This window comes from Mesorhizobium sp. WSM3862, from assembly GCF_002294985.1.
GTDB lineage: Bacteria > Pseudomonadota > Alphaproteobacteria > Rhizobiales > Rhizobiaceae > Mesorhizobium.
This window is the reverse complement of the sequence record NZ_NSGE01000013.1, coordinates 1-25,620: the sequence shown is the minus strand read 5'-3', so window position 1 is coordinate 25,620 and position 25,620 is coordinate 1. Positions and strand designations below refer to the sequence as shown.

The following is a 25,620-nucleotide window of genomic DNA, read 5'->3' as shown; positions in this document are numbered from 1 at the left end:
GAGGCAGCGGGCAGCAAAGGCCGGCCGGCAGGCGATTGGATGCGGTAGGAGGTGCCGGCCAAGACGCCAGGACTTAATCAACAAGCAGAACTGCAACTGGGAGGAATACTGATGATCAAGTCACTTGTTGGCGGTGTCGTGGCCGCCACTGCATTTGTCATGCTGAGCTCGTCGGCGATCGCCGATCCGGAAATCGTCAAAGGGCCCTCGGCCGAGCCCGACTGCTTCGCGCCCTGGGCGGCCGACACACAATTCTTCAAATATCCGAAGAAGGAAGGGCCCTATCGCATCGCGCTCGCGAACGGCTATATCGCCAATACCTGGCGCATCCAGATGATCCAGACGGCCAAAGCCTATGCCGCGCAGCCGGACGTCGCCAAGAAGCTGAAGGAATTCAAGGTGGTGTCGACCGGCGAGGATGTGCCGGCGCAGATCTCGGCGATCAATAACTTCATCGACTCCGGCTTCGACGCAATCGTCGTCAACGCCCAGAACCCGACCGCGTTCGGGCCCGTGATCAAGCGCGCCAAGGAAGCCGGTGTCATCCTGGTTGCCTTCGACAACATCCTCGACACCAAGGACGCCATCAACGTCAATGTCGACCAGAAGGGGCTCGGCGAATTGTGGGGCAAGTGGCTGGTCTCGCACGTTCCGAACGGCGGCAAAGTGCTTGAGGTGCGCGGTGTCGCGGGTACCTCCGTCGATACCGACCGGCACAATGGCATTCACGAGGTTCTCAACGCGTCGGGCAAGAAATGGGATGTCACCGAGGTCGTCGGCAAGTGGGACGACGGCGTGGCGCAGAAAGCCACGGCCGACGCGATCGCCACCAGCGGACCGTTCGACGGCATCACAGGGCAAGGCGGCGATACCGGCATCGTGCAGGCGATGATCGACGCCAAGCATCCGTTCGTGCCGTTCGGCGGCGAGACGGAAAACGGCTTCCGCAAATTCTGCGCGGCGCATGCGGCGGACGGGCTGAAATGTTCGTCGGCCGGTACCGGCCCGGCGCAGGTTGCCGTTGCCATCAAGACGGCGATTGCCGCGCTCGAAGGCAATGTCGTGCCGCAGTCGGTCAAGCTGCCTTTGGCCATCGTCGAGGATCCGAACTTCAAGGCAGGGCAGGACTACTTCCCCGATCAGTCCGACAATTTCTTCGTCGGCAATTCCTTCCCGACCTGCGGCATCAATTTCACCGCGCAGGAAATCATGGGCCAGACCAAGGAAAACAAATAGTCTGACGGACCGGCGTCGCGGAAGCCGCGACGCCGGCCGCTTGATGCCAATCACGAACTGGCCTGGGGAGGGCTGATGAACGGCGCGGCTCCGCTCTTCCGCATGGAAGGCATATCCAAGCGCTATGGCGGCGTGCGCGCCCTGGAAAAGGCCGATCTCACCGTCACGGCCGGCAGCATCCACGCCATTCTTGGTGAGAACGGCGCCGGCAAATCGACTTTGATCAAGGTCATGGCCGGTGTCGTTGCGCCGGATGAAGGTACCATGACCCTGGACGGCCGCGAGGTGACATTTGCTTCGCCCGCCGCGGCAAACCAGGCCGGCATCGTCTGCATCTTTCAGGAGCTGTCGCTCATTCCGGAGCTGAGCGTCGCCGACAACATCGTCATATCCGATCCGCCGAAACGCTTCGGCATGATCGACCGCAAGGCGCAACGGCGCCTCGCGGAACAGGCGCTTGCCCGCGCGGGTGCCGCCGATATTCACCCCCTGGCGCTGATCAAGGACCTGCCGCTCTCGCGACGACAGATGGTCGAGATCGCCAAGGCGTTGGCCAGGAAGCCGCGCATCCTGATCCTCGACGAAGCGACGTCGGCGCTGACGGCCGCCGATGTCGCGAAGGTCTTCGAGGTGCTGAAGCGGTTGCGCCAGGAAGGGCTGGCGCTGCTCTATATCTCCCACCGAATGAACGAGATCTCCGAGCTTGCCGACCAGTGCACGGTGTTTCGCAACGGCCGCAATGTCGCCAGCTATCGGGCTGGATCGAAGAGCGACAACGAAGTCGTCGAGCTGATGATCGGCCGGGAATACAGCCACATCTTTCCGCCGAAGCCGACCAGGCCCCAGACGGTTGCGGCTCCTGTGCTGGAGGCGCGCAACCTGTCCTGGAGCGATAGGCTGGACAATATCTCGCTCTCGGTTGCGGCAGGCGAGGTCGTAGGATTGGGCGGGCTCGACGGCCAGGGTCAGCGTGAGCTGCTGCTGGCGTTCTTCGGCGTTCTGCGAGGTCTTTCCGGGCAGATCCTGGTCGACGGCAAGCCGGTTTCGATTGCCAGCCCGGCAGCCGCCAGCGATGACCGTATCACCATGGCGCTGATCCCGGAAGACCGCAAGACGGAAGGGCTGATGCTGCCCATGACGGTGCGCGAGAACCTTTCCTTCGCAGCACTCGACAGGCTGTCAAAGGCCGGCGTCATCGACCGTGCCGCCGAGCAGCGGCTGATCGATGACATGGTTGAATTGCTGGCCATCAAGACGGCGGGGCTCGATATCCCGGTCGGCGCGCTGTCCGGCGGCAACCAGCAGAAGGTGGTGATCGCCAAATGGCTGATGCGGCAGCCGCGCATCATTCTGCTCAACGATCCGACGCGCGGCATCGATGTCGGCACCAAGCAGGAGCTCTATCAGCTGATGCGTAAGCTCGCCGACGCCGGCGCCGCGATATTGTTTTATTCGACCGACTATGACGAGCTGATCGGCTGCTGCGACCGCGTGCTCGTGCTTTATGACGGCGCCATCAAGCGCGAGCTGGTTGGCGCCGATATCACCGAGCACGCGCTGATCGCCAGCGCGCTGAATATCCACGGCGGCAGCGGGCGGGCAGAACAAGGAGAGGGCGCGTGAAGGATTGGCGCTATTGGCTGGCCGAACAGCGCGGAACGCTGCTGGCGTTCGCCATCTTCATCGTCATGTTCGCGATCTACAGCGGCAATCATCCAGCCGGCTTCACGGCCAATGTCGTGCAGACGGCGGCGAACAAGGGCGTTCTGCTTGCCTTCGTGGCGATGGCGCAAACGCTGGTTGTGATCACCGCCGGCATCGATCTCTCGGTCGGCATGATCTTCACGCTGACCAATTGCATGGCTTCCTGGCTCGTCATCGGCACGGGTCTCGAGACGGCGTTCGGATTGGTGGCTGTGCTTGGCACCGGGCTCGTCTGCGGGGCAATCAACGGCGCCATCGTGATCTACGGGCGCCTGCAGCCGATCGTCGCTACGATAGCCACGGGCGCCGTCTATTTCGGTCTCGCGCTGCTTTTGCGACCGGTTCCCGGCGGATCGGTCAACGAGGACGTCGCCGATTTCCTGACAGGGCGCTTCTTCGGCGTCGTGCCGGCAAGCCTGATGGCGCTGTTCGTCGTCGTGCTTGTCGTGTGGGTGCCGTTCCGCCGCTCCGAGCTCGGCCGCGCCGCTTACGCTGCGGGCTCGTCCGAGACGGCCGCCTATATGTCAGGTGTGCCGATCCGCAGGGGCAAGTTCCTTGCCTACACGCTGGCCGGACTGCTTGCCGCGATCGGCGGCCTGTTCCTCACCTTCTTTACCTATACGGGCGAGGCTGCCTATGCGAGCGGCAATGCCTATACGTTGTTCTCGATCGCGGCAGTTGTGCTCGGCGGCGTCTCGCTGTTCGGGGGCAAAGGCAGCGCTATTGGCGCGATCTTCGGAGCGCTCGCCTTCCGCACCATCGGCGACCTGCTGTTCGTCTTCGATTTCGACCCGCTCTGGCAGCCGCTGTTCCAGGGCATCATCCTGTTGATCGCGGTCAGCCTCGGCGCCTTCGCGCTGTTTCGGGTGCGCAACCGGCTGGAGTGGTTCCTGTGAGCGAAACGACGCTTGGCGGCATCGCCAGCCGCATGCCGAAATTCATCCGCCGCGCCGATCCGGCGGTGGCGACCGCCTTTGCCTGCATCGTTATCCTGCTTCTGCTAGGTAGCCTCTATTCGCGCAGTTTTCTCTCGCCGGAATATCTCCTGCAGCAGCTGAAGGTCGCGTCATTCCTCGGCGTGATCGCCACCGGCATGATGCTGGTAATCCTGCTCGGCCAGATCGACCTTTCGGTGCCGTGGTCGGTAGCGACCGGCGCGATGATGGCCTGTGCCGCTGCAGCCTACGGTCCAGTCGGCGTCGTGATCGCCATCCCGTTCGGCGTTCTGTGCGGGGTCGCGATCGGCATCGTCAACGGCGTCGGCGTGGCTTATCTGCGCATTCCGTCGATGATCATCACTCTAGCCACCAACGCCGTCGCGCAAGGATTGATGGTGGTCTACACAGGCGGGTTCTCGCCGCAGGATTCGGCGACAGCGGCGATGCGCTACCTTGCGACCGGCTTTACCATTCCGGGGGTGCCGAACGCGGTGATCATCTGGGCGCTGATAGGGGCGGCAATGGTTTTCGTGCTGACCCGCACCTCCTTCGGCCGCGTCGTTTACGGCATAGGCAACCGCGAGCGCGCCGCCTATCTTTCCGGCATCGACACGCGCCGCGTCGTGCTGATTGCCTTTGCCGTCTCCGGCGGGCTCTCGGCCTTCGGGGGCGTCCTGCTCGCGGGCTACGCATCGAAGGCGGCGCAGTCGATGGGCGACGCCTATCTGTTGCCGTCGATCGCCGCCGTGGTGCTGGGCGGCACTTCGATCCTCGGCGGCCGCGGCTCATATCTCGGCACCGTCGCCGGCGTGATCCTGATCACGCTGCTGCAATCGATCCTCTCGGTCATGCAGATGCCGGAGGCGGGGCGGCAGATCATTTACGGCGTCGTGATCGTGGCCATGCTTTTGCTCTATGGCCGTGCGCCGGCAAGCCGCTGATTGTGGATGAAGGATCGCAAGGCCACAGCCGTCGGAGGTTTCCATTGAACGACATCCGGTCAGCGCCGGCCATAGTCGTGATGGGGGTAGCCGGCTGCGGTAAGACGGTGATCGGCGAAGCGCTGGCCGAGGCGCTGGGCGCGGTCTTCATCGAGGGCGACCGGTTGCATCCGCCGAAAAACGTGGCGCGCATGGCGCGCGGCGAGCCGCTGACGGATGCGTTGCGCGAGGGTTGGCTCGATGCCATCGGCGAGCGCATCGCAGCTTCCGTCGGCGAGGGACACAAGCCGGTGGCGGCCTGCTCGGCGCTGAAGCGCAGCTACCGGAACCGGCTGCTCAGCTTTTGCCCGGGCATCGTCTTCCTCTATCTGAAGATCGATCGCGAGACTGCCTGGCGACGGGTGTCGGGGCGCAAAGGCCATTTCATGCCGGCGAGCCTGGTCGACAGCCAGTTCGCGACCTTGGAAGAACCGGAGCCGGACGAACCGGCGGTGACGGCGAATGGCGCGCGGAGCGTCGCCGCCATCCTTAAACAAGCACTGAGCTCAAGCCCCTCGAGCTGAACAGGTTCAGGCGACGCGATTTTCAGGCTTCGTTCTGATGCATGTCGTTGATCCAAAACCGCTGCGCATTTGGGCGACATGCATTATGCTGCGTCGCCGCCGATCGCGGCTTGATCCTGTTGTCCGGTGAGCCGGTTGGCGCTGGACCAGGCCATCATCTGCTCGGGATACAATTTGACCGCTTCCAGCAGCCGGTCGCGCTTGAGCAGGATATAAGCCGCTTGCAGAACGAAGTTCTTTGCCGCCACGTCCTTTGCCGGCCGGGATGCAGGCTGGGCAGCGTTGGGCTTCAGTTCGGGACTGACGATCGCCCGGTATTCGCGAAAGGGCACAGTCTCAAGGGTCGACATGCCAAACAGCGCAGCGCCGGCGCGCGCCGCAAAATTCGCCGGCGCAGAGGCGAGGTGGGTCCAGCCACGCTCGCCCATGGCGCTCTCGGTGAAGGTAGATCCCGCGTGGATGGTGTTGGTCATCAGCACGACTCCGTTCTCCTTCAGTGTCTTCTGGATGCGCGCCGTAACCTGGTAGGCTTCGGCGCGCTCGAAGACGATGCGGCTCTTCAGAAACCGGTTTTCGACCTCGACCAGCGGCCTGTTGATCACATGCAGGCCGAATTTGCTTTCCGAAAAGCCGTGAAAGTTGACGCTCACCTGGTGCGCTTCGATGCCGGCTTCGAAGAGGGCGCGCTTGCCCATGATGGTCTGGGCGATGAACTGATCGCACCAGACGATGGCGCCGCGGCCGCGCTGCAAGGCCTCGCGCAAGCCGTCAATGCCTTCCAGCCGGATGGCCGGCGACCAGCGCCTGCCAGGCGCCAGATGAGCGGCAAGCATCAGGCGGCGGCGATGCGCGGCGGCGAGATGTCCCCTGAAAAGGCTTCGCGTGTCGGCGTCATCGCCAAGCACCGCTTTGATCGCCACGTCATAGCGCGCGAAATCCTTGCGAAAATGACGCTTGCGTCGAAGCGTCGAAACCCAATCGCAGATCGGCGCCCACCAGGCCACCGGCAACACCGCCGCCACGCCGAGATAGAATAAGGAAAGCAGGCTTTCGCGCAGATCCCTGTTGGAGACGCTGCGCAACTTGCCGGGGCGGAGGAGCTTGCGGCTGAAGAAGCGGACGGTCTCGCCGCGCTCCGGCACTGCAACGTCGGCGATGATCTCGGTATGATAGATGCTGGCGGATGACGGTTGCCGGTTGGCCCTGCGGGACTTGCCAAGCCGAGGCAGCCTCATGCGTCAGATACCCCCAAACCTTCATACATCCGTCAGCCGATTTACAGCGTCTGTCGCGGACAGACAACCAACGGCGAGGCGGCGCGGCTGAGCGGTCAGATCTGCGACGTGAGTTCGACCGGGAAATCGTCGTTGTCGGCGTCGCGCATGGCGGCGAGGCTGCGGTTGTCGAGCACCTCGGCGATCGCCTGGCGCACTTCCAGCATCATGTGACGGACCTGGCACGTCGCCTCGTCGCAGTCCTCGCAGCGCTGATATTGCGTGCGGCTGGCGCAAGGGATCGGCGCCAACGGCCCGTCGAGCACGCGCACCACATGGCCGATCTTGATCTCGGAAGCGGGCCTGGCGAGGCGATAGCCGCCTTCCTTGCCCTTGCGGCTCTGGACGAAGCCGGCATTGCGCAATTCGCCCAGGATGGCGTCCAGGAACTTCTTCGGGATGTTGTTGGCGACCGCTATGTCGTTGACGAATGCAAGCTGGCCAGCCGGCAGGCCGGAAAGATGCACGAGAGCCTTGAGGCCGTATTTGCCTTTTTTGGTCAGCATGCCCGATTCAGTTTATCAAACCCCAAGCGCCTGCATCTGGCGGTTGTTTGTGTGCAAATCATGACAGTTTGGCTGCGCTACGCGGTTTGGCACAACAATTCGTCGACACAGGTTTAGGAACAAACGCCTTGATTCTTCGTAACGTTTTTCACATTGGCCGCGTTGATTTCGTCGGCAAAGTGATGCCGGCTCCAGATTGAAAAAAGCCGGCGATGGCGACGGCGATGACGGCGTTCCACTTCTTTTGATTGTAAGCGCTACCGGCTGCCATAGGCCTGATCGAGCAAGCCGCCTGCCGCGAAATGCTCTTTCTGCACCCTGTCCCAGCCGCCGAAGACCTCGTCTACCGTCAACAGGCGCACGTCGGGAAACTCGGCCTTGTATTTGGCAGCCACTGCTGCGTCGCGGGCCCGCAGGCCGTTGCGGGCGGCAATGTCCTGGCCCTCGGGCGAATAGAGGAATTCGAGATAGGTCTTGGCGAGATCGCGGCTGCCGTGCTCGTCGGCGATCTTATCGACGATCGCCACCGGGAATTCGGCCAGCAGGCTGACTGAAGGCGTGACCTGCTCGAACTTGTCGTCGCCATATTCCCTGCGGATGCCGCGCGTTTCGGATTCGAAGGTGATCAGCACGTCGCCGATCTCGCGCTGCACGAAGGTGGTGGTGGCGGCGCGGCCGCCGGTGTCGAAGATCGGCACGTTGGCAAACAGCTTGGCGATGAACTCCTTCACCTTGGCGTCGTCGCCCTTGAAGGCCTCCTTGGCGTAAGCGGTGGCAGCGAGATAGGTATAGCGCGCATTGCCTGATGTCTTCGGGTTGGGGAAGATCACCTGCACGTCGTCACGCACCAGATCGTTCCAGTCCTTGATGTGCTTGGGATTGCCAGCACGAACAAGGAAGGACGGCAGCGAATAGAAAGGCGATGCGTTGTCTGGGAAATCCTTCTGCCAGTCCGCGGAGATCAGACCCCTCTTGACCAGGAAATCGACGTCGGTGACCTGGTTGAAGGTGACGACGTCAGCTGCCAAACCTTCCGCGATGGCACGAGCCTGCGCCGAGGTTCCGGCGTGGGACTGATCGACGGTCACGCCGGGATGCTGAGCGATGAAAGCCTTGTTGATGTCGGCAAACAATTCGCGGCCGACGTCGTAGGAGGCATTGAGCAGCTTGTCGGCCGACCAGGCTTGGGAGGACGCGAGGACGACGAAGCCGGCAAGCGTGGCAATACCCAGCAATAAGCGCTTCATGAAAACGGTCCTCCTCCAGACAATCAGAACTATGGTGTGACCATAAAAAGGAAAGCCTGGCTGCGCGAGGCACGCGGTCCGGGGGACGCACGAGCAGCGGGAAAATCTCCCGCCCGAACAGCCGCTTGGTAGGATTTTCTTCCAACCTGATTCATCGGGGCCACTGCCGCGCGCCCGGAAGCGGCAGGCGGCAAACAGGTCAGGAGGCCGGGAAAAGCTTCCAGCGCCTCGGCCTGAAAGCCACCCGGCTCTTCTGTGCCGCCGGATGATCGACCGGCAGCTCGATCTCGACGCGCTGACGCTCGCCGCCGATCTCGAGCTCGACCCGCCTTGTGCCGGCGACGCGGCGGCTTGCGGCGACCGTCCCGGCAATGCAGCCGCTGCAGCCGTCGAGCAGCTCGACATCGTGCGGACGAAAGTAGAGCAGGGCCTCCCCGGACGGCGCATGCGGCGCCTGCAGGCCGACCGGTCGGTCGGCGAGCCAGATCTCGCCATTGTCGACCTTGACCGGCAGCGAGCTCGATTCGCCGATGAAGCTGTAGACGAAAGGCGAGTTCGGCGTGTCGTAGATCTCGTCGGCCGAGCCGACCTGCTCGATGCGACCTTGGCTCATGACGACAACGCGGTCGGCGAGTTCGAGCGCCTCCTCCTGGTCGTGGGTAACGAAGACGGTGGTGTGGCCGGTGGCGTCGTGGATTTCGCGCAGCCAGCGGCGCAGCTCGCGGCGCACCTGCGCGTCAAGCGCGCCGAACGGCTCGTCGAGCAAAAGCACCTTGGGCTCGATGGCCATGGCGCGAGCGAGCGCCACGCGCTGGCGCTGGCCGCCGGAAAGCTGCGCCGGATAGCGCTTTTCCAGCCCCGACAGCTGGACGAGGTCGAGGAGTTCCGAGGCACGGCGGCGGATCTCCTGCGCCGAGGGACGCGCGGCGCCATGCCGGACCTTGAGGCCGAAGCCGATATTGTCGGCAACCGTCATGTGGCGGAACAGAGCGTAATGCTGGAACACGAAGCCGACATTGCGCTCCTGGATCGACTTCTGCGATGCATCCTCTTCGCCGAAGAAGATGGCGCCCTTGGTGGGCCGCTCCAGGCCGGCGATCAGGCGGAGGAGCGTCGTCTTGCCGGAACCGGATGGCCCGAGCAGCGCGATAAGCTCGCCCGACCTGATGTCGAGCGAAACGTCGTGGAGCGCCGGAAACCGCTCGAACTCCTTGCGCACGTTGACAACGCGAACTTCCATACAGATCCCTCAATCAGCTGATGCATGCTACGCGGTTTCGGGCGGCATGCATCTAATGTCCGCGCGTCGCGGCAATCTCGGCGCCGTAGCGCATCTCCAGAAGTGTTTTCAAGACCAGCGTCACCAACGCCAGGCCGGCAAGCAGCGAAGCGACTGCGAAGGCGCCGACGGCGTTATACTCATTGTAGAGAATTTCCACATGCAGCGGCATGGTGTTGGTGAGGCCGCGAATATGACCCGAGACCACCGACACGGCGCCGAACTCGCCCATGGCGCGCGCGTTGCAGAGAAGCACGCCGTAGAGCAGGCCCCATTTGACGTTGGGCAGCGTCACATACCAGAAGGCCTGCCAGCCATTGGCGCCGAGTGACAGGGCCGCCTCCTCGTCGCCATTGCCCTGTTCCTGCATCAGCGGGATCAGCTCGCGGGCGACGAAGGGGAAGGTGACGAAGATGGTTGCGAGCACAATGCCCGGCACGGCGAACAGGATGACGATGCCATGCGCCTTCAGCCACGCGCCGAGCAGGCCTTGCGCCCCGAAGAGGAGCACATAAACCAGGCCGGAAATGACGGGCGACACCGAGAACGGCAGGTCGATGAGGGTGGTCAGAAAGGCCTTGCCCTTGAACTCGAACTTGGCGATCGCCCAGGCAGCCGAGATGCCGAAAATGAGGTTGAGCGGCACCGAGATCGCCGCCACCAGCAGCGTCAGGCGGATCGCCGAGCGCGTGTCGGGGCTGGCAAGCGCCTCCGTGTAGGCGCCGATGCCTTTGCTAAGCGCCTCGTGGAAGACAACGATCAGCGGCAGAAGCAGGAAGACGGCGAGGAAGGCGAAGGCTATTCCCATCGCCACCCAGCGCACCGGCCGACTTTCGGTCACCGCGGCCGACTGGCTTTCGTGATGCGGTTCGTAGGATTTGATCTCGGGATCAGCCATAGCGCTTGCGGCTCCATGTCTGGACGAGGTTGACGACCAAAAGCATCACGAAGGACAGCGCCAGCATGATCGCGGCGATCGCGGTCGCCGCCTCGTAATTGTATTCCTCGAGCCTGATGACGATGAGGAGCGGCGCGATCTCCGACTTGAAGGGCAGGTTGCCGGCGATGAAGATGACCGAGCCGTATTCGCCGACCCCGCGCGCGAAGGCGAGCGAGAAGCCGGTGACGATGGCCGGCGCCAGTCCCGGGAAGAGCACACGAGTGATGGTCTGGAAGCGGTTGGCGCCAAGCGTGGCGGCAGCTTCCTCGACCTCCCTGTCGAGCTCCTCCATGATCGGCTGGACGGTGCGCACCACGAAGGGCAGGCCGATGAACACCAAGGCGATGACGATGCCGAGCGGGGTGTAGGCGACCTTGATGCCGAGCGGCATCAGAAGCTGGCCGATCCAGCCATTCGGCGCATAGAGCGTGGTGAGCGCGATACCGGCGACCGCGGTGGGCAAGGCGAAGGGCAGGTCGACCATCGCATCGGCGATGCGGCGGCCGGGGAACCGGTAGCGGACCAGCACCCAGGCGACGATGGTGCCGAAGACGACGTTGACCGCGGCGGCCAGGAAGGCGGTGCCGAAGCTGATCTTCAGCGCATTGAGGGTGCGCCGGTCGACGGCGATCGCCCAGAAGTCGGTCCAGCCCAGCGCGGCCGAACGCCAGACCAGCCCCGAAAGCGGGATGAGGATGATGAGCGTGAGGTAGGCAAGCGAGAAGCCGAGCGTCAATCCGAAGCCCGGAATGACACTCGGCTGTCTGAACCGCCACCCCGCCTTGGCGGGTGCTGTGTTCATGCTGTTCTGGATCGTCCCTTCTTACTCAGACCAGAGTGCCCTTCGCCTCGGCTGGGGCACTCGTACAATAGACCCAATCAGGTTTCATCCGGCCGATGGCCGCCATGCTTCATTGGGCGGGCTTGTAAATCTGGTCGAATATACCACCGTCGCCGAAATGATAAGGCTGCGCCTTCTTCCAACCGCCGAATTGCGGATCGTCGATGGTGACGAGCTTGATTGCCGGTAGCTTGGCGAGATCCTCGGCAGGCACCAGGTCGGGCTTGGCCGGACGATAGTGGTTCTTGGCGATGATGGTCTGGGCTTCCTTCGAATAGAGCCAGCTCAGATAAGCCTCGGCGACCTTGCGGGTGCCCTTGGCGTCGACATTGCTGTCGACGACGGCGACCGGCGGCTCGGCCAGGATCGAGGTCGGCGGGTAGACGATGTCGAAATTGTCGGCGCCGAATTCATCAAGCGCGAGATAGGCTTCGTTCTCCCAGGCGATCAGCACGTCGCCCAGCCCCTTCTGCGCAAAGGTCACCGTCGAGCCGCGGGCACCGGTATCGAGGACCGGGACATTCGCATAGAGCTTGCCGACGAACTCCTTGGTCTTGGCTTCGTCATTGCCGTCATTGGCATTGGCATAGGCCCAGGCGGCGAGGTAGTTCCAGCGCGCGCCGCCCGAGGTCTTCGGGTTCGGCGTGATTACCTGGACGCCGTCCTTCACCAGATCGTTCCAGTCATGGATGTCCTTGGGATTGCCCTTGCGCACCAGGAAGATGATGGTCGAGGTGTAGGGGGCCGAGTTGTTCTCGAACTTCGTGCGCCAGTCCGGATTGATCTTTTTCGTCTTCGCGGCAATGGCGTTGATGTCGCCTTCGAGCGCCAGCGTCACGACATCGGCGTCGAGACCGTCGATGACGGCTCGCGCTTGGGCGCCGGATCCGCCATGCGACTGTTGGATGGTAACGGTTTCTCCGGTCTCCGCCTTCCAGTGCGCGGTGAAGGCCTCGTCATAGGCTTTGTAGAGCTCACGTGTCGGGTCGTAGGACACATTGAGAATGGTCGTATCGGCAAAAGCGAAACCGAGCGAGCCGAACTGGACAGATGTGGCGACCAGCGCGCCGAGCAGTTTCCCGAAATGAGGGTTGGTCATTTCCGCCTCCGTTGAACGGCCCGAACTCTAGCGAATTTATAGAAATTAGATGCACTGAATGTTGCCTTTTTCATCTCCTTGCAGCAATTTTTCGGCGAGGGGCGGCCAGTCGAGGAAATATCTTCCTCACGTGGCGGCAACATGGATCCTCGTCAGCGGGCCTAATTATAACCGGTCGCGGTCACGGCAAGCCGTGTGGCCCCAGTCGGCGGTCACCGGAAAATCGAGGCGCTGCTTTGGGAACGGCTCGTCGGCAAGGGTGAAATGCCACCATTCGCGCCCATAGTTGCGGAAGCCGGCGGCGCGCATGGCCAAAAAGCAGCATCGTGCGGTTTGCCGCTGCTTGGACGGGCAGGTGGCGGTGGGCCGTCTCGCTCGCCGGATCGAAACAGTCGAATCCGGTGCCGAAGTCGAGGGTGCGGGCGTCAGTCACGCCGCAAGCGGGAGGAGCCGCGCTTGTCTCGTCAAGCCCAGCGACGGCGAGGTCAACGGTCGAGCCGCGCGATGAGGTCGCCGCGCTCGACCTTCGGATACCACTGCGGGTCGGGCGGGCCGCCTTGCCTTGTCCATCTAACCATGTCGGCGACGGCGCGTGCCGGGCGGTAACAGTCGAAGGCGATCACGTGAGGCCCTTGGCCGTCATTGCTTTCTGAACGCCGGACAGCGCCTTCGCCGCCGGCGCGGTCAGGATGCAGACCGGCGCTTCGTAGCCGTCGACCTTGCGCTGCAGGAAGTTTCCCAGCCCGGCATAGCGGATGTCCTGACGAATGGTCGGCTCGACATCGGCGAGCCGGACGAATCCGGCGGGCAGGGGGTCGGCGTGGGCGGAGAAGGCAGCCAGCAGGGCCAGTGCCAGGAGGATTATAGCTGCTCCCGCTGAAGGACGGGTGTGCTTCGCGATAAGCCTCGAGAGAAGTGCCTTCGACCCATGAAAGGCGCAACGCGCCGAATCGCTTGCCGGATTCTATTCAACGAAAACCTTCACGCTGGCCGCGCGCCCGGCGGCGTCGATAACGGTGAGAGTCGAATAGCCGGTGCCGTCGGGCTGCCAGGTCGCGGTGCGGCGGCGGTCGATGCCGGCGAGCGGCTTGCCGTTGGCAAGCCAGCGGAACGGCGCGCGGCCGCCCTGCAGCTTCAGCACAAGCGGCGAAGCGTCCGCAGAGTTGGTGCCGAGGTCGACGCGAGCCCCGTCCGGCGGGAAGACGATGGTGGGCGCCGGTTCGGTCGGCGTTGCCTGCACCAGCCCGTCGGAGCCGGCGCCGAAGCGGGCGAGCGTCACCGGCAACTCTTCGCGTTTAAGATTGAAGACGCCCGGCGGCCGGCCGGGCAGCGGCACGCTCCCCAAACCCGAGCGGACAAAGCCTTCGAACAGGATGGGCGCGGCCGAGACATAGCCGGAGAGGCCAGGTACCGGGCCGGCGTCGGCACGGCCGACCCAGACGCCAAGCACATAGCGGCCGTCGAAGCCAACCGACCAGGCATCGCGATAGCCGTAAGATGTGCCGGTCTTGTAGGCGATGCCGCGCGGGGCCGCACCTTCGGGCGGCTTCACGCCGGACAGGATGTCGTCGATCTGCCAGGCGGCCTGGTCGTCGAGGATGGTGGCGGTGATGCGCCCGGCATTGGCCGGCTCGGTGCCGTCATGCAGCGTGTGCATCTTGCCGCCATTGGCGAGGCCGGTATACAGCTGCACCAGGTCGCGCAAAGTCACGCCGGCGCCGCCGAGGCCGATCGCCAGCCCGGGCGCCTCGTTGAGCGGCAGGACCAGGTTGACGCCGGCCTGGCGGAAGCGCGCCGTGAGCCGTGCGGGACCAACCGCGTCCAGCAGCCGGATCGCCGGCACGTTGAGCGACAGCTGCAGCGCCTGCCTGATGCTGACGTCGCCTTGGTAGCCCATGTCGAAATTCTTCGGCCGATAGCCGCCAAAGTCGGCGGGGCTGTCCTCGATGATCGTCTCCTGCGCCACTAGGCCTTGCTCGAAGGCAAGCCCATAGATGAACGGCTTCAGCGTCGAGCCGGGCGAGCGCACTACTTTGGTCATGTCGATCCAGCCGGATCGGCTGGCGTCGAAGAAATCGGCTGAGCCAACTTCGCCAAGAATGTCGCCGGTGCGGGCATCAGCCATCACCATGGCGACGGAAAGCTTTGGGCCGAGCTTCCTGGCGGCCTCTTTCGCCACCTGCTCCAGCCCTTGCTGAACACTGCGGCGGATGGTGAGTTGCAGTGGCTTGCCGGGTTGAGCCTTGGGTAGCATGGCGTAGGACGCATGCGCGGCCAATGCCGGCAGCTTGCGGCGCAGGCCGGAGACGTCGTCGAGCGCGGCGCGCGCTGCCTCTCGTTCGTTGAGCAGACCGGCCGAGACCATGCGGGTGAGCACGCGGTCGCGCGCGGCATGCGCGATGTCGAGGTTGCGGTCGGGCCGGCGCTTTTCCGGCAACTGGGGCAGCGCGACCAAAAGTGCTGCTTCCGATACGGTCAGCCGCTTCGGTTCCTTGCCGAAATAGGCGAGCGAGGCGGCGCGCACGCCTTCCAGGTTGCCGCCATAGGGCGCCAGCGTCAGGTAGCGCTCGAGGATTTCGCGCTTGGACAAACGCCGCTCGATCTGGATGGCGCGCAGGATTTGCCTAGCCTTGGAGGCGAGGCTGCGGCTGTCGCGCGGCTCGATCAGACGGGCAAGCTGCATCGACAGCGTCGAGCCGCCGGAAACGATGTGGCCGCTGGTGGCGAACTGCCCGGCGGCGCGACAAAGCGCCAGCATGTCGACGCCGCGGTGGTCCCAGAAGCGCTTGTCTTCATACGCGACCAGCATGTCGACGAACTGCTTGTCGACCTGGTCGAGCCGGGTCCCAAGCCGCCAGTAGCCGTCCGGCGTCGCGAAGGCGCGCAAGAGTTCGCCGTCGCGGTCCTGCACTTCGGTGGAGACCGTCAGCGGCGCCGGGAGCGGCGGCGGGAAGGCGCGGTCGAGCTGCCAGAGAGCGGCGACGGAAAGGGCAAGACAGGCGGCGGAGGAAGCTGCCGTTATGGCAGCGCGGCGCAAAAATCTTTTGGAGAGCATGGTGCTGCCCCTCACCCTGACCCTCTTCCCGTGAAAGACGGGGAGAGGGGGGCGTCAGCGCTGGAGCTTGTCCCTTCTCCCCGTCTTTCACGGGAAGAGGGTGCCGGCAGGCGGATGAGGGGCAGCGCTATCGCCATGTTTGTGATCGCCAGCGTCGGAATACTTACTCCGCCTTGACCTCCATCATGCCGGAGGCGGTGCGGGCCGAATATTGCGGCCGGTACATGTCCTCCACCGTCGCCGCGGGATGGGCATAGGTGCCGGGCGTCACGGCGCGCACGACATAGGCCAGCGTGATGTTGCGGTCGCCGTCGCCTTCGTTGGGATTGAAGGCGGCGACGAAGCGGTCGTCGCGGAACTCCAGATGCGCGGCGTCGGTCTGCGCCAGCCAGGAGAAGTTCGACAACTGAGCGCTGGACACCAGGCTCGGATTGTCGATCTCGAAGCCGGCCGGCAACAGATCGGTGATCAGCAGGCGCGAGGGCCATTTGTTCTGCTCATAGACCTTGAGCACGACCACATAGCGTTCGTTCTGCCTGGCCTCGGTGATGTTGGCCTCGGTGCCATCGAGCCTGTAGTAGGTACGATCGATGGTGAAGCCGTCGCCGCCGGCCGGCAGCGGCTCGACGGGTGCGGCCACCGCGGTGACCACCGCCTGCAGCGCCGTCGTGCCGGTATTGGCGATGGCGAGCGGGCTGTCGACAAGGTCGTTGCCGGCAACCCGATCGGAATAGCCGCCGGTATGCGGCGCGCCGTTGACGGAAAGCGTGATCGAATTGTTGCCTTCCTTCAGCGCCCTTGCCGCAAGGAGCATCCAGGATTCGTCCTGCGTGCTCGTCCAGCGAGCGTCGGCGCGTTCACGCGCCACCAGCCTGATCAGCTGCGGCACGATGCTCGGGACCGGCTTCGATTCCGCGGCCAGCGCAAGCATCGCCGCGCCGTCACGGAGCGGCGAACCGTAGTCGGAGCGATAATAGTCGTATTCGGTGCTTGCCTGTGCCAGCCGCAAGGCCGTCTGGAAAGTCGCCTCCGAACGCTGGGTGTCGCCATAGAGCGCCAGGCTCGCGGCCAGTTGGGCGACAGCCATCGGGCTCGAGAAGGACTCGAGCTGCGTGTCCGAATAGTAGCGCAGATCGCCGATCGAGGCCTTCTTGTTGCGGGCGAGCACATAGAGCGCGTAAGCGATCTCGCTGCCGCGATCCTGGACGTCCTGGTCATAACCAAGCGAGTTCTGCAGGTTGTTCAGCGCCTGGGTCACCGCCTGAGCCGGCACGTCGTATTTCTGCTCGCGTGCCCGGGTCAGGAACTCCGTGACATAAGCATCGAGCCAGAGATCGCCGGACCCCGGGCCCCAGAGGCCGAAGCTGCCGCTTGATGCCTGGTAGCTCAGCACCTTGTAGACGGCATCTTGGATGCGCCCATGCAGGTCCGGATCGCTCTCCATGCCGATGCTTTTGGCCATGTCGTTGACATAGAGCAGCGGCAAGGCGCGGCTGGTTGTCTGTTCGGCGCAGCCATAGGGGTAGCGATCGAGCGTCATCAAAAGCGAAGGGACGTCGAAGGCGGCTGCCTGCGAGACGCCGATGCTGACCGAAGCACCGTCGAGCACGCTTGCGGCGAGCAGTTCCTTGTCGACGCGCAAGGCTCCGCCATTGGGCTTCAGGTCGACCACCATGCGGTTGGTGACCGGGAGCTGCGCCGGGCGCACCGGCAGGTAGAGCGTCTGCTCGACCTCCGTTCCGCCGTCATGCGCGAGCTTGACGGTGATCGAAGCGTCGCCCGCCGTCTGCGCGATCAGCGGAAATGAGAGCGCTTGCCGCTTGCCCTGGCTAAGCGTCAGCTTCTCGGGCAGGGGCTTGTCGCCGGTCGAGAGATCGCCGGTCGTGGTGACCGACAGCTTGTAGTCGCCGGCAGGGCCGTCGGTGTCGGCGATGTCGAGACGCATGGTCGCGGCATCGCCAGGCGCCAGGAAGCGCGGCAGGCCGGCGGTGATCACCACCGGATCGCGCACGATGACGTCGGTTTGAGCATGTCCGACGGCCTCTTTGGTCCAGGCGACGGCCATGACGCGCACGGTGCCGTTGAACTGCGGGATGTCGAAATCGATCCGCGCCTTGCCGTTGGCATCGAGCTCGACCGGGCCGGAGAAGAAGGCGACCAGCTTCTCGGTCGGCGGGCTGCCCTGCGACTGCATGTTGGCGCCGTCGCCGCCGGTCCGCAATTTGCCGGTGGTGCCGAGCGAACCGTCGATCAGGCGGCCATAAAGGTCGCGGATTTCCAGACCCAGCATGCGCTGGCCGAAGAACCAGTCCTCCGGATCGGGCGCCTTGTAGTTGGTGAGATTGAGGATGCCGACATCGACGGCCGCGACCATCACATAGGCCTTGCTGCCGGCTTGCGCGCCGCTGACGGCGACCGGGATCGACAGCTGCTGGCGCGGGGCCGTCTTTTCAGGCGGCGTAAGCGCAACAGTGAGCTTTTTCGAACCCGGATCGACGGTCAGCCATTTGACGCCGATTGCGCGGGCCGGCATGCGCGATTCCTGCGCATCGCCGGGCCGGAACAAAGTCGCCGTGACATAGGCGCCGGCGCCCCAGTCGTTGCCGACCGGGATGTCGACGGTGCTGCCGCCGGTCGGCACCGAAGCGGTGACGGTCTTCAACAGCTTCTCGGCGCCGATGGTGACCAGGAGTTCGCCGGCAAGATGCGGCGAGACCTTGAGCTTGGCCACCTCGCCGGCGGCGTAGGTATCCTTGTCGAGGGCGATCTCCAGGCCGTCCGGTGTTTCGGTGGTCGTCGAGGCGACGTACCAGCCGGCGTCGAACTCATAGCTGGTCGCCGGGCCATCGGGGTCGGCCGTCTCGACCTCGAGCCGGTAGCGGCCCCAGTCGACAGGAAGCGATACGGTCGCCTCGCCGTCGGCTTTCAGGTCGATCTGGCCGTTGGCGATGGCCTTGGTGAGGTTCACCGCTTCATAGTTCCAGGAATTGTTCGAACGGTACCACTGGTAATTGCGCTCGACCTTGACCAGCGACCACTGCGCGCCCTTCAGCTCCTCGCGTTTGCCGTTCGGATCGACGGCGATGATGCTGAATTTCGCCGTTCCGCCTTGCGGCACCTCGCCGCCTTCGAAATCCGGGCGGATGCCGATCATCTCCTTTTCCGGATGGACGGCGATGTCGAGCGAGCGCTCGACGGCACGGCCGCCGGCTTCGCGCATGCGGACTGTGACCTTGGCGTTGATCAGCTTGGTCGTGGAGGGCAGTTGGTCGATCGAGACCGGGAAAGTCGCCTTGCCGTCGTCGCCGATGAGGGGAAGGTTGGCCAAAGGCGTCACCGAAGGTTCGGCCGACTGCTCGTCGGCGAGACCGAAGGTGAAGTCCTTGAACCGATCCCAGCTGTCCGTGGTCGACAGCGTCATCTCGCCTTCGAGCGCGAGGCCGGCGGCCGGCGCGCCATAGAGGAAGCGGCCGTCGACGCTGACATTGGCTGTCTCGCCCTGCGCGATTTCCTTCTTGTCGGCCGTCAAGTCGAACTCGATGCGATCCGGCACGAAGTCTTCGACCAGGAACATATGGCTGGCGACCGGTGCCTGCTTGGGATCGGTGTAGATCGACACCGACCAGGTGCCGCGCATGGCGTTAGGCTCGAGCGACAGATCGACGGCATGGGCGCCGGCGGAAGCGCCGTCGCTGACGATACGGCGGTTCTCGACGCCATCGGGTCGGGTGAAGATGAAGGTCAGCGGCAGGTTCTCGACCGCCTTGGCGGCGCCGTCGCGCGCAAGGGCGGCGACATGGACGTCTTCGCCGGCGCGGTAGATGCCGCGCTCGGTCCAGGCATAGACGTCGAGCGCGCCGGGCGCGGCACGCCCGGCAACGCCGCGGTCCGACAGATCGAAACCGGCGCGGCCCATGTCGAGGAAGACGAAGTCGTTGTCGCCCTGCTTGGCCATCAGCACCGCCGGCACCATGCCGCCTTCGCCGCGCGTCAGGCCGGGGTTGAAAACGGCATGGCCCTCGGCGTCGGACGTCGCCGTGCCGAGGATTTCATTGTTCTTGGCAAGCAGCGTCAGTTCGGCGCCGGCAATCGGCTTGGCAGAGCCCAGCGAGCGGGCAAAGACGTTGAGACCGTCCTGGCCGGTATAAGTGGACAGACCGATGTCGGAAACGACGAACCACTGGGTGGCGCGCGAACCATAATCGTCGCTCTTGTCGTCGACCGGCTGGGCGGTCAGCACATAGACGCCGGGCTTGCGCTGCGGGATCGCTTCGTCGACCGGGAAGGAGGTGGTGACCTCCTTGTTGAGGTCGTTGGCGATGTCGAGCGTGCCTTCCCAGACCGGCTCGCCCATCTGGTCGGAAATGGTGGAAATGTCGTAGCCGTCGAGCTGATGCAGGAACTGGTAGCCGGACAGAAGCTGCGCCAGCGATCGGTCGCCGATGCGGTAGAGCTTCATCTTGGCGGCGCTCATGTTGACGGTGACGACCGGAATGCCGCGGCGGGCGCCGGCCGGCAGCACGAAGCTGTCGCCGGTGAAGCGAGCGGACGGGGCGCGGTCCTGGACATAGATCGACAGCACGACCGGAGCGGCAATCGTCTCGCCGATCGCGGCCGGCAGACCGGCGCGGAAGGTCACGTCATAGTGCTGGCCATGTTCAAGCCCTTCGACGCAGATCTGCTTGTCCTTGGCTTCGACAGCCTTGGGAGCGGCATTGTCGACGGTGACGAACTGCGAATAGTCGACGCCGGTCTTCACCAAGTCCTCGGAGAACTGGGCGCAGATGCGCGGCGAAGAGGAATCGGCATCGACGGAATGGTCGATGACGCGGAAACCCTTGCGTGCCTTGAGGTCGGCGTAGTCGGCCTGCACGGCTGGCGAGTTCACCAGCGCAAGGCTCGCCTCATAGGCCTGAATGGCCGGCCGGAAAAGGTCGCGCTTGTCGAGGCCGGCGGCAAGCAGCGCCAGCGCCTCGGCGCGGGTCTTTGCCGTGCGCACCAGCTTATAGGCGTTGAAGGCCGCCGAGGTGACGTTTGCCGGCAGGGTAGAGGGTTCGGAGGTGTTGGAAGCCGGCTGCACGCCGAGCGTCTCGCGCGCCAGCGCCAGCCAGAGCGCGCCGTCGTCGGGCAGGACAGACAGCGCCGCCTGGTATTTCTGCATGGCCAGGCGATGGTCGCCGGTCAGCGCTGCCTGCTCGGCCGCGGCTTGAAGTGCGGCCAGCCCTTCGGTCGGCTTGTCATAGGCCGGATCGGTCAGCTTGTTGCGGAACTGCTGGGCCTGATCGGCCATCCAGTTGGGGAAGAAGGCAAGTGGAGGCGGCGCGCCGATATCGGGGTCGCCATCGACGTTTGCGACTTTGCCGGCGACTGCGCCGCTGAAGGGTTTCAGCTGATTGTAGTCGGATTTGAGAAAGCACCATTTGGCCTTGGTGTTGTAGGTGAAGGCGCGGCAGGCGGGATCGCCGAGGCACGTGGTCTTGCATTGGTCGAGGCTGACATTCTGGTCGGACCTGAGGTCGAAACCGAAATAGTCGGAATTGTCAGTCGTCACGATTCGCCGGGCTTCGGCCGCTTGCGCGGCCCCGCTCAAGGCAAAGAACAGAAGAATGAGGAACGAGAAACCACGAGCCGCGCGCATTGCCATATCACCCTCCCGACATTGCAGCGTCCGGGCATGATCAAGCATCAAACAGGCTTGTCAACGCCGAACGCGGCAGGTTTTCAACCCGCCAACGGTTTCCATGCCGGCCACAGGCCGGTATTTCGACAGAACCTCCATGGGACAAGGGTTCACGCTTTCTTGCGAAGGCGCAAAAGGTGTGAATTCCAAGCCCGGTCTATTTCAGACAATTGGATTGTGGCCCCTTTACGAGCGTTTCAGAACTTCATTCCAATTTTAGTTTTGTCGTCTAGGTTAGCGTAATGCCGGCGTATGAAACGCAGATGTCAGGAGGGATCGCGCCAGGGCGCGGGCTTCCGCGCGCCCTGCTTTTGGCGCTCGTCTGCGCGGCCATGCTCGCCGGCGAAGCGCGGCCGGCGGCTGCTTTCGAGATTTTCGGCATCAAGCTTTGGGGCTCGTCTAAGGACGAGGATGCCGACATCGTCGATCCGCTGCGCTATTCGGTGACCATTGACGCTCCCGATGCCGACAAGGATCTGGTCAAGAAGCTGGAAGATGCCTCGGCGCTCAAAAATGACGAGGAGCATCCGGTATCGGGGTCGCTCGGCTTGATGGCCAAGGCGCGCAGCGACCGCGAGCAACTCGTTGCCACCCTTTATGCCGACGCCCGCTACGAGGGCGTGGTCACCATCACCATAGACGGCAAGTCCATCAACGAACTGCCGCCGGACGCCGAATTCAAGGGGCCGCAGCCCATTCCGGTGGTCGTCAGCATTGCCGCCGGGCCGAAATTCACCCTCGGCGACATCAGACTGAAAGGCGACGCGGCCGGCCTGGCGAGCGCCGATTTCGGCCTGATCGCGGGCGGCGACGCCAGTTCGGGTGCCGTGCTCAAGGCCGAAGCGGCGATCGTGCGAGCGCTCAAGGAGGAGGGCAGGCCGCTAGCCAAGGTGACGGATCGCGAGATCGTCGCAGACCATGACACCTCGACGCTCGACGTGACACTCACGGTCGCGGCCGGCCCGGTCGCCGGCTATGGCGACACCACCGTCGAGGGCACCGAAAAGGTCGATCGCGACTTCACCGAATACATGACCGACCTAAAGCGGGGCCAGCAATATTCGCCGCAAGAGATTGACGATGCCCGCGATCGGCTGCTCGGGCTCGAAGTCTTCAACAGCGTGACCATCAAGGAGGGCGAGAGCCTCGACGCCCAAGGTAACATTCCGATCGACGTCCAGGTGAGCGAGCGCAAGCCGCGCTTTTTCGGCGTCGGCGGCACGTTTTCGAACACGGAAGGACTGGGGCTCGAAGGCTATTGGGGCCACCGCAACCTGTTCGGCCAGGCAGAGAAGCTGCGCATCGACGGCTCCATCAGCGGCATCGGCAGCAACAGCATTTCCGCGCTCAACTACAATGCCGGCATCATGTTCGAGAAGCCGGGGGTGCTCGGGCCGACATCGAAGTTCTTCACCGGCGTCAAGACCGTGTTGGAGCACCCCGACGCATATGACCATTTCTCGGTCAAGGGCGACGTTGGAGTCTCCTACGATCTCGACAAGAGGCAGCGGGTCTCGGCCGAATTCGACCTCGACTACTCGAGGATCACCGACGCCTTCGGCAAGCACACCTATCTGATCGCCAGCATTCCGCTGCAATACGTCTATGACAGCCGCGACAACAAGCTCAACCCGACCAGGGGTTTCCGGGCGCTCGCCTATGCCGAGCCGAGCTACGACATTCTGAACGGCGCGACCTTCCTCAAGTTGAAGGGCGAAGGCTCGGCTTACCAGTCGCTCGATACGGCGAGCAGATTCGTCCTCGCCGAACGCGCTACGCTCGGCTCGATCGTTGGCACCGGGCTGCAGAATGTTCCGGCCGACAGGCGCTTCTATTCCGGCGGCGGCGGCTCGGTGCGCGGCTATGCCTATCAAGGTATCGGCCCGAAGGACATCGACGGCCAGCCGATCGGCGGCCTGTCCCTGTTCGAGACCTCGGTCGAGATGCGCATGGCCGTCACCGACACGATCGGCATCGTTCCGTTCGTCGATGCCGGCACGGTCTCGACCAAATCCTTCCCCGATTTCCCCGACGTCAAGGTCGGCGCCGGCGTCGGTCTGCGCTATCTTACGCCATTCGGGCCGCTGCGCATCGACGCCGCCGTGCCGCTCAACCGCGATCCGGGCGATCCGCATTTTGGCCTCTATGCCGGCATCGGTCAGGCGTTCTGATGATGAGGATATTCTGGCGCATCCTTCGTATCTGCCTTTACACGCTGCTCCTGCTGCTGGTGGTGGCGATCGGCGCGCTCGGCGTGCTGACCGGCACCGAAGGCGGCCGTCAGAATCTCGCCGGTCTGATCTCGAAGCTGGCCTCGACCGAGGACCGCAAGATCACCGTCAGCGGTATCGAAGGCATCTGGTCCGGTCAGCTCAGGCTCGATCATGTCGTGCTGGAGGATCGCACGGGGCCCTGGCTGGTGGCGCGCAAGGTGGCGCTCGACTGGTCACCGACGGCGCTTTTGTCGCGCAACTTCAACGCCGATCGCATCGAAGCCGAGCGGATCGAGTTGGCGCGGCTGCCACAAGCCGGCCAACAGCCGTCGCAAGGCGCATCGAACAGTCTGCCGGTCTCGATCGACGTCAAAGAGATCGAGCTGCCGGAGATCGCGCTCGGGCAAGAGCTCGCCGGCAGCGGCATTGCCGAACTTGCCGCCAAGGGTTCGCTCAAGGCCGATCCATCGCCGCTGGCGATCGACACGGTGCTCAAAGTCGCCCGCCGCGACGGCAAGCAGGGCAATGTCGACGCCAAGGTCCGTTTCGCGCCGGCCGACAACAAGCTCGACCTCGATCTCAAGGCATCAGAGCCGGCCGGCGGCATCATTGCCAATTTGCTCAAGCTCCCCGATGCGCCGCCCGTCGATATCGTCGTCTCCGGCACGGGGCCGCTCGCCAATTGGAACGGCATCGGCACCTTCGTCGTCGACCGTCAGATCGTCGCCCAGCTCACCGGCCGCCATCAGTTGAGCGACAAGGGCCACTATATCGAGGCCAAAGGCGACGGCGAATTCGAGCGCTTCCTGCCCGAGAAGTTCAAGTCGCTGTTTGCCGGCAAGACGAACTTCGACGTGGCCGGGACGGCGACCACGACAGGCGGGATCGATATCGAGCGCGCAATTGTAGAGAGCGGCGCCGTGCATGGCACGGCCACCGGCAATGTCGACCCGACGGGCGCCAGCGATCTTGCCGTCGAGCTCTCCGCCAAGGACAAGCCCGTCACCATCGACGTCGGCACCAGCGCGGTGCCGATCCTGGTCGCGGTCGAGAAGGCGACCGCACGCGCCTTTGGCGACGGCAAGGCGCCGATAGTCGACATCGGCACCTCCTTGGCCTCGATCGCCGTCGGCGGCACGCAGCTCAACAATGTGACGGGACAGGTCCATTCCGACGGCTTCGACGTCGCGACCCGCACCGGGCCGGTCAATGTCAAGCTCGCGGCCGCCGGTCTGAAGACCGACGTGGCGACCCTGGCGCCGCTGGTGACGGGCAAGCTAGCCGCCGATCTCGCCGGTTCGATCAGCCGAGACACCGTAACCGTCGACCAGGGCACGTTGCGCAGCGATGCGCTCAATGCCGCGCTGACCGCCGGCGTCTCGCTCGCCGATCTGTCGATGACGCTGAAAATGAACGCCGACGCCGTATCGAAGGCGCTGCCGCCGCAGATCAGCTCGCTGCTTGGCGACCGGGTGAAATTCTCGGCTACCGCGACCCGGGATCCGGAAGGCGCTTTCGCGGCCAACGAGCTGGAGCTCACCTCGGGCTCGCTCAGCGCCAGCGGCACGGCCAGCGCGCAAGGCTCGGACATCCAGGCAAACGTAAAGGGAACGCTGGGCGATGTATCGGCGCTGTCGTCGCTGGCGGGCACGCCGCTTGCCGGCGGGGTCAATTTCGCGCTGACCGCCAGCGGTCCGCGCTGGGCGCCGGATTTCTCGGTGTCGGCCGACAGCGCGAGCCTGACGGCGGCCGGCCGCACGGTGAAGGACATCAAGCTCTCGGCGAAGGGCAAAGCGGACATCGCCAACCCCTCGGCCGATATCTCGCTGACGGGCAGCGTCGAGGAGCAGCCGCTCGACATCGAGGCGTCGTTGGTGACTGCCGCCGGCAAGCGCGCGATCAGGGGGCTCAGCCTTGCACTCGGCGACAACAAGGTTTCGGGCGACCTTGCGCTTGACGAAGCTTTCCTGCCGCTCGGCACGCTAACGCTGGCCGTTCCCGATGTCGGCCCGCTGGCGGCGCTAGGCGGCCAGACGGCGACCGGCGATATCAACGGCACGATCGCCTTCGCCAAGGATGGCGCGGCTCCGAACCTCACCATCAA

Annotated in this window: 16 protein-coding genes and 1 pseudogene; 7 read left to right on the top strand and 10 right to left on the bottom strand. The window is 64.3% G+C overall.

The window, feature by feature from the left end; all coding sequences use genetic code 11:
- Positions 1-111 precede the first annotated feature (111 nt).
- The 5 genes from CK224_RS27615 (at position 112) to CK224_RS27595 (ending at position 5,382) form a co-directional block, all read left to right on the top strand.
- Complete coding sequence (locus CK224_RS27615; RefSeq protein WP_066990529.1) at positions 112-1,236, top strand: sugar ABC transporter substrate-binding protein; 1,125 nt, start codon at positions 112-114, stop codon at positions 1,234-1,236.
- A gap of 75 nt (positions 1,237-1,311) precedes the next feature.
- Positions 1,312-2,859, top strand: a complete 1,548-nt coding sequence (locus tag CK224_RS27610) for a sugar ABC transporter ATP-binding protein (protein ID WP_095783975.1) — start codon at positions 1,312-1,314, stop codon at positions 2,857-2,859.
- Positions 2,856-3,836 carry an ABC transporter permease gene (locus CK224_RS27605; RefSeq protein ID WP_066990536.1) on the top strand — a complete coding sequence of 327 codons (981 nt, stop codon included), beginning with the start codon at positions 2,856-2,858 and terminating at the stop codon, positions 3,834-3,836. Before CK224_RS27610 ends, CK224_RS27605 begins: the two co-directional genes overlap by 4 nt.
- Positions 3,833-4,819, top strand: coding sequence for an ABC transporter permease (locus CK224_RS27600; RefSeq protein WP_095779398.1), 987 nt, complete (start codon positions 3,833-3,835; stop codon positions 4,817-4,819). Before CK224_RS27605 ends, CK224_RS27600 begins: the two co-directional genes overlap by 4 nt.
- A gap of 80 nt (positions 4,820-4,899) precedes the next feature.
- Positions 4,900-5,382, top strand: coding sequence for a gluconokinase (locus CK224_RS27595; RefSeq protein ID WP_095784039.1), 483 nt, complete (start codon positions 4,900-4,902; stop codon positions 5,380-5,382).
- A gap of 83 nt (positions 5,383-5,465) precedes the next feature.
- Here CK224_RS27595 and CK224_RS27590 read toward each other — a convergent pair whose 3' ends face one another.
- The 10 genes from CK224_RS27590 to CK224_RS27545 form a co-directional block, all read right to left on the bottom strand.
- A complete protein-coding gene (locus CK224_RS27590) occupies positions 5,466-6,617 on the bottom strand; it encodes a hypothetical protein (protein ID WP_095783974.1) in 1,152 nt (383 codons plus the stop codon).
- Positions 6,618-6,712: 95 nt separating this feature from the next.
- A complete protein-coding gene (locus CK224_RS27585; protein ID WP_013530871.1) occupies positions 6,713-7,162 on the bottom strand; it encodes an Rrf2 family transcriptional regulator in 450 nt (149 codons plus the stop codon).
- 257 nt (positions 7,163-7,419) lie between these two features.
- Positions 7,420-8,409, bottom strand: coding sequence for a sulfate ABC transporter substrate-binding protein (locus CK224_RS27580; RefSeq protein ID WP_066990543.1), 990 nt, complete (start codon positions 8,407-8,409; stop codon positions 7,420-7,422).
- A gap of 199 nt (positions 8,410-8,608) precedes the next feature.
- Positions 8,609-9,649 (bottom strand): sulfate/molybdate ABC transporter ATP-binding protein, encoded by a 1,041-nt coding sequence (locus CK224_RS27575; protein ID WP_066990546.1) that lies wholly within the window; start codon positions 9,647-9,649, stop codon positions 8,609-8,611.
- 52 nt (positions 9,650-9,701) lie between these two features.
- Positions 9,702-10,586, bottom strand: a complete 885-nt coding sequence (gene cysW, locus CK224_RS27570) for a sulfate ABC transporter permease subunit CysW (protein WP_067328919.1) — start codon at positions 10,584-10,586, stop codon at positions 9,702-9,704.
- A complete protein-coding gene (gene cysT / locus CK224_RS27565; protein WP_066990552.1) occupies positions 10,579-11,430 on the bottom strand; it encodes a sulfate ABC transporter permease subunit CysT in 852 nt (283 codons plus the stop codon). The genes cysW and cysT overlap by 8 nt, the downstream gene beginning before the upstream one ends.
- Positions 11,431-11,539: 109 nt before the next feature.
- A complete protein-coding gene (locus tag CK224_RS27560) occupies positions 11,540-12,568 on the bottom strand; it encodes a sulfate ABC transporter substrate-binding protein (RefSeq protein ID WP_095783973.1) in 1,029 nt (342 codons plus the stop codon).
- Positions 12,569-12,733: 165 nt separating this feature from the next.
- Positions 12,734-12,877 carry a M15 family metallopeptidase gene (locus tag CK224_RS32145; protein ID WP_245426276.1) on the bottom strand — a complete coding sequence of 48 codons (144 nt, stop codon included), beginning with the start codon at positions 12,875-12,877 and terminating at the stop codon, positions 12,734-12,736.
- A gap of 655 nt (positions 12,878-13,532) precedes the next feature.
- On the bottom strand, positions 13,533-15,623 hold the full coding sequence (pbpC, locus tag CK224_RS27550; RefSeq protein WP_095783972.1) for a penicillin-binding protein 1C: 2,091 nt from the start codon (positions 15,621-15,623) through the stop codon (positions 13,533-13,535).
- Positions 15,624-15,786: 163 nt separating this feature from the next.
- Positions 15,787-21,267 carry an alpha-2-macroglobulin family protein gene (locus tag CK224_RS27545; RefSeq protein ID WP_095783971.1) on the bottom strand — a complete coding sequence of 1,827 codons (5,481 nt, stop codon included), beginning with the start codon at positions 21,265-21,267 and terminating at the stop codon, positions 15,787-15,789.
- A 278-nt stretch (positions 21,268-21,545) separates the two neighbouring features.
- On the opposite strand from CK224_RS27545, the gene CK224_RS27540 reads away from it, so the two are divergent.
- On the top strand, positions 21,546-23,474 hold the full coding sequence (locus tag CK224_RS27540) for an autotransporter assembly complex family protein (protein WP_095783970.1): 1,929 nt from the start codon (positions 21,546-21,548) through the stop codon (positions 23,472-23,474).
- Positions 23,474-25,620 (top strand): annotated as a pseudogene (locus CK224_RS27535) (translocation/assembly module TamB); the annotation flags it as partial. The gene CK224_RS27540 and the pseudogene CK224_RS27535, both read left to right, overlap by 1 nt.

What these genes read in the sequence shown, in the direction of transcription:
- cysT (WP_066990552.1), bottom strand. Translation starts at nt 11,430, where the DNA reads ATGAACACAGCACCCGCCAAGGCGGGGTGGCGGTTCAGACAGCCGAGT.
- cysW (WP_067328919.1), bottom strand. Translation starts at nt 10,586, where the DNA reads ATGGCTGATCCCGAGATCAAATCCTACGAACCGCATCACGAAAGCCAG.
- pbpC (WP_095783972.1), bottom strand. Translation starts at nt 15,623, where the DNA reads ATGCTCTCCAAAAGATTTTTGCGCCGCGCTGCCATAACGGCAGCTTCC.
- CK224_RS27595 (WP_095784039.1), top strand. Translation starts at nt 4,900, where the DNA reads ATGGGGGTAGCCGGCTGCGGTAAGACGGTGATCGGCGAAGCGCTGGCC.
- CK224_RS27610 (WP_095783975.1), top strand. Translation starts at nt 1,312, where the DNA reads ATGAACGGCGCGGCTCCGCTCTTCCGCATGGAAGGCATATCCAAGCGC.
- CK224_RS32145 (WP_245426276.1), bottom strand. Translation starts at nt 12,877, where the DNA reads ATGCGCGCCGCCGGCTTCCGCAACTATGGGCGCGAATGGTGGCATTTC.
- CK224_RS27615 (WP_066990529.1), top strand. Translation starts at nt 112, where the DNA reads ATGATCAAGTCACTTGTTGGCGGTGTCGTGGCCGCCACTGCATTTGTC.
- CK224_RS27540 (WP_095783970.1), top strand. Translation starts at nt 21,546, where the DNA reads ATGCCGGCGTATGAAACGCAGATGTCAGGAGGGATCGCGCCAGGGCGC.
- CK224_RS27560 (WP_095783973.1), bottom strand. Translation starts at nt 12,568, where the DNA reads ATGACCAACCCTCATTTCGGGAAACTGCTCGGCGCGCTGGTCGCCACA.
- CK224_RS27590 (WP_095783974.1), bottom strand. Translation starts at nt 6,617, where the DNA reads ATGAGGCTGCCTCGGCTTGGCAAGTCCCGCAGGGCCAACCGGCAACCG.
- CK224_RS27575 (WP_066990546.1), bottom strand. Translation starts at nt 9,649, where the DNA reads ATGGAAGTTCGCGTTGTCAACGTGCGCAAGGAGTTCGAGCGGTTTCCG.
- CK224_RS27580 (WP_066990543.1), bottom strand. Translation starts at nt 8,409, where the DNA reads ATGAAGCGCTTATTGCTGGGTATTGCCACGCTTGCCGGCTTCGTCGTC.
- CK224_RS27545 (WP_095783971.1), bottom strand. Translation starts at nt 21,267, where the DNA reads ATGGCAATGCGCGCGGCTCGTGGTTTCTCGTTCCTCATTCTTCTGTTC.
- CK224_RS27585 (WP_013530871.1), bottom strand. Translation starts at nt 7,162, where the DNA reads ATGCTGACCAAAAAAGGCAAATACGGCCTCAAGGCTCTCGTGCATCTT.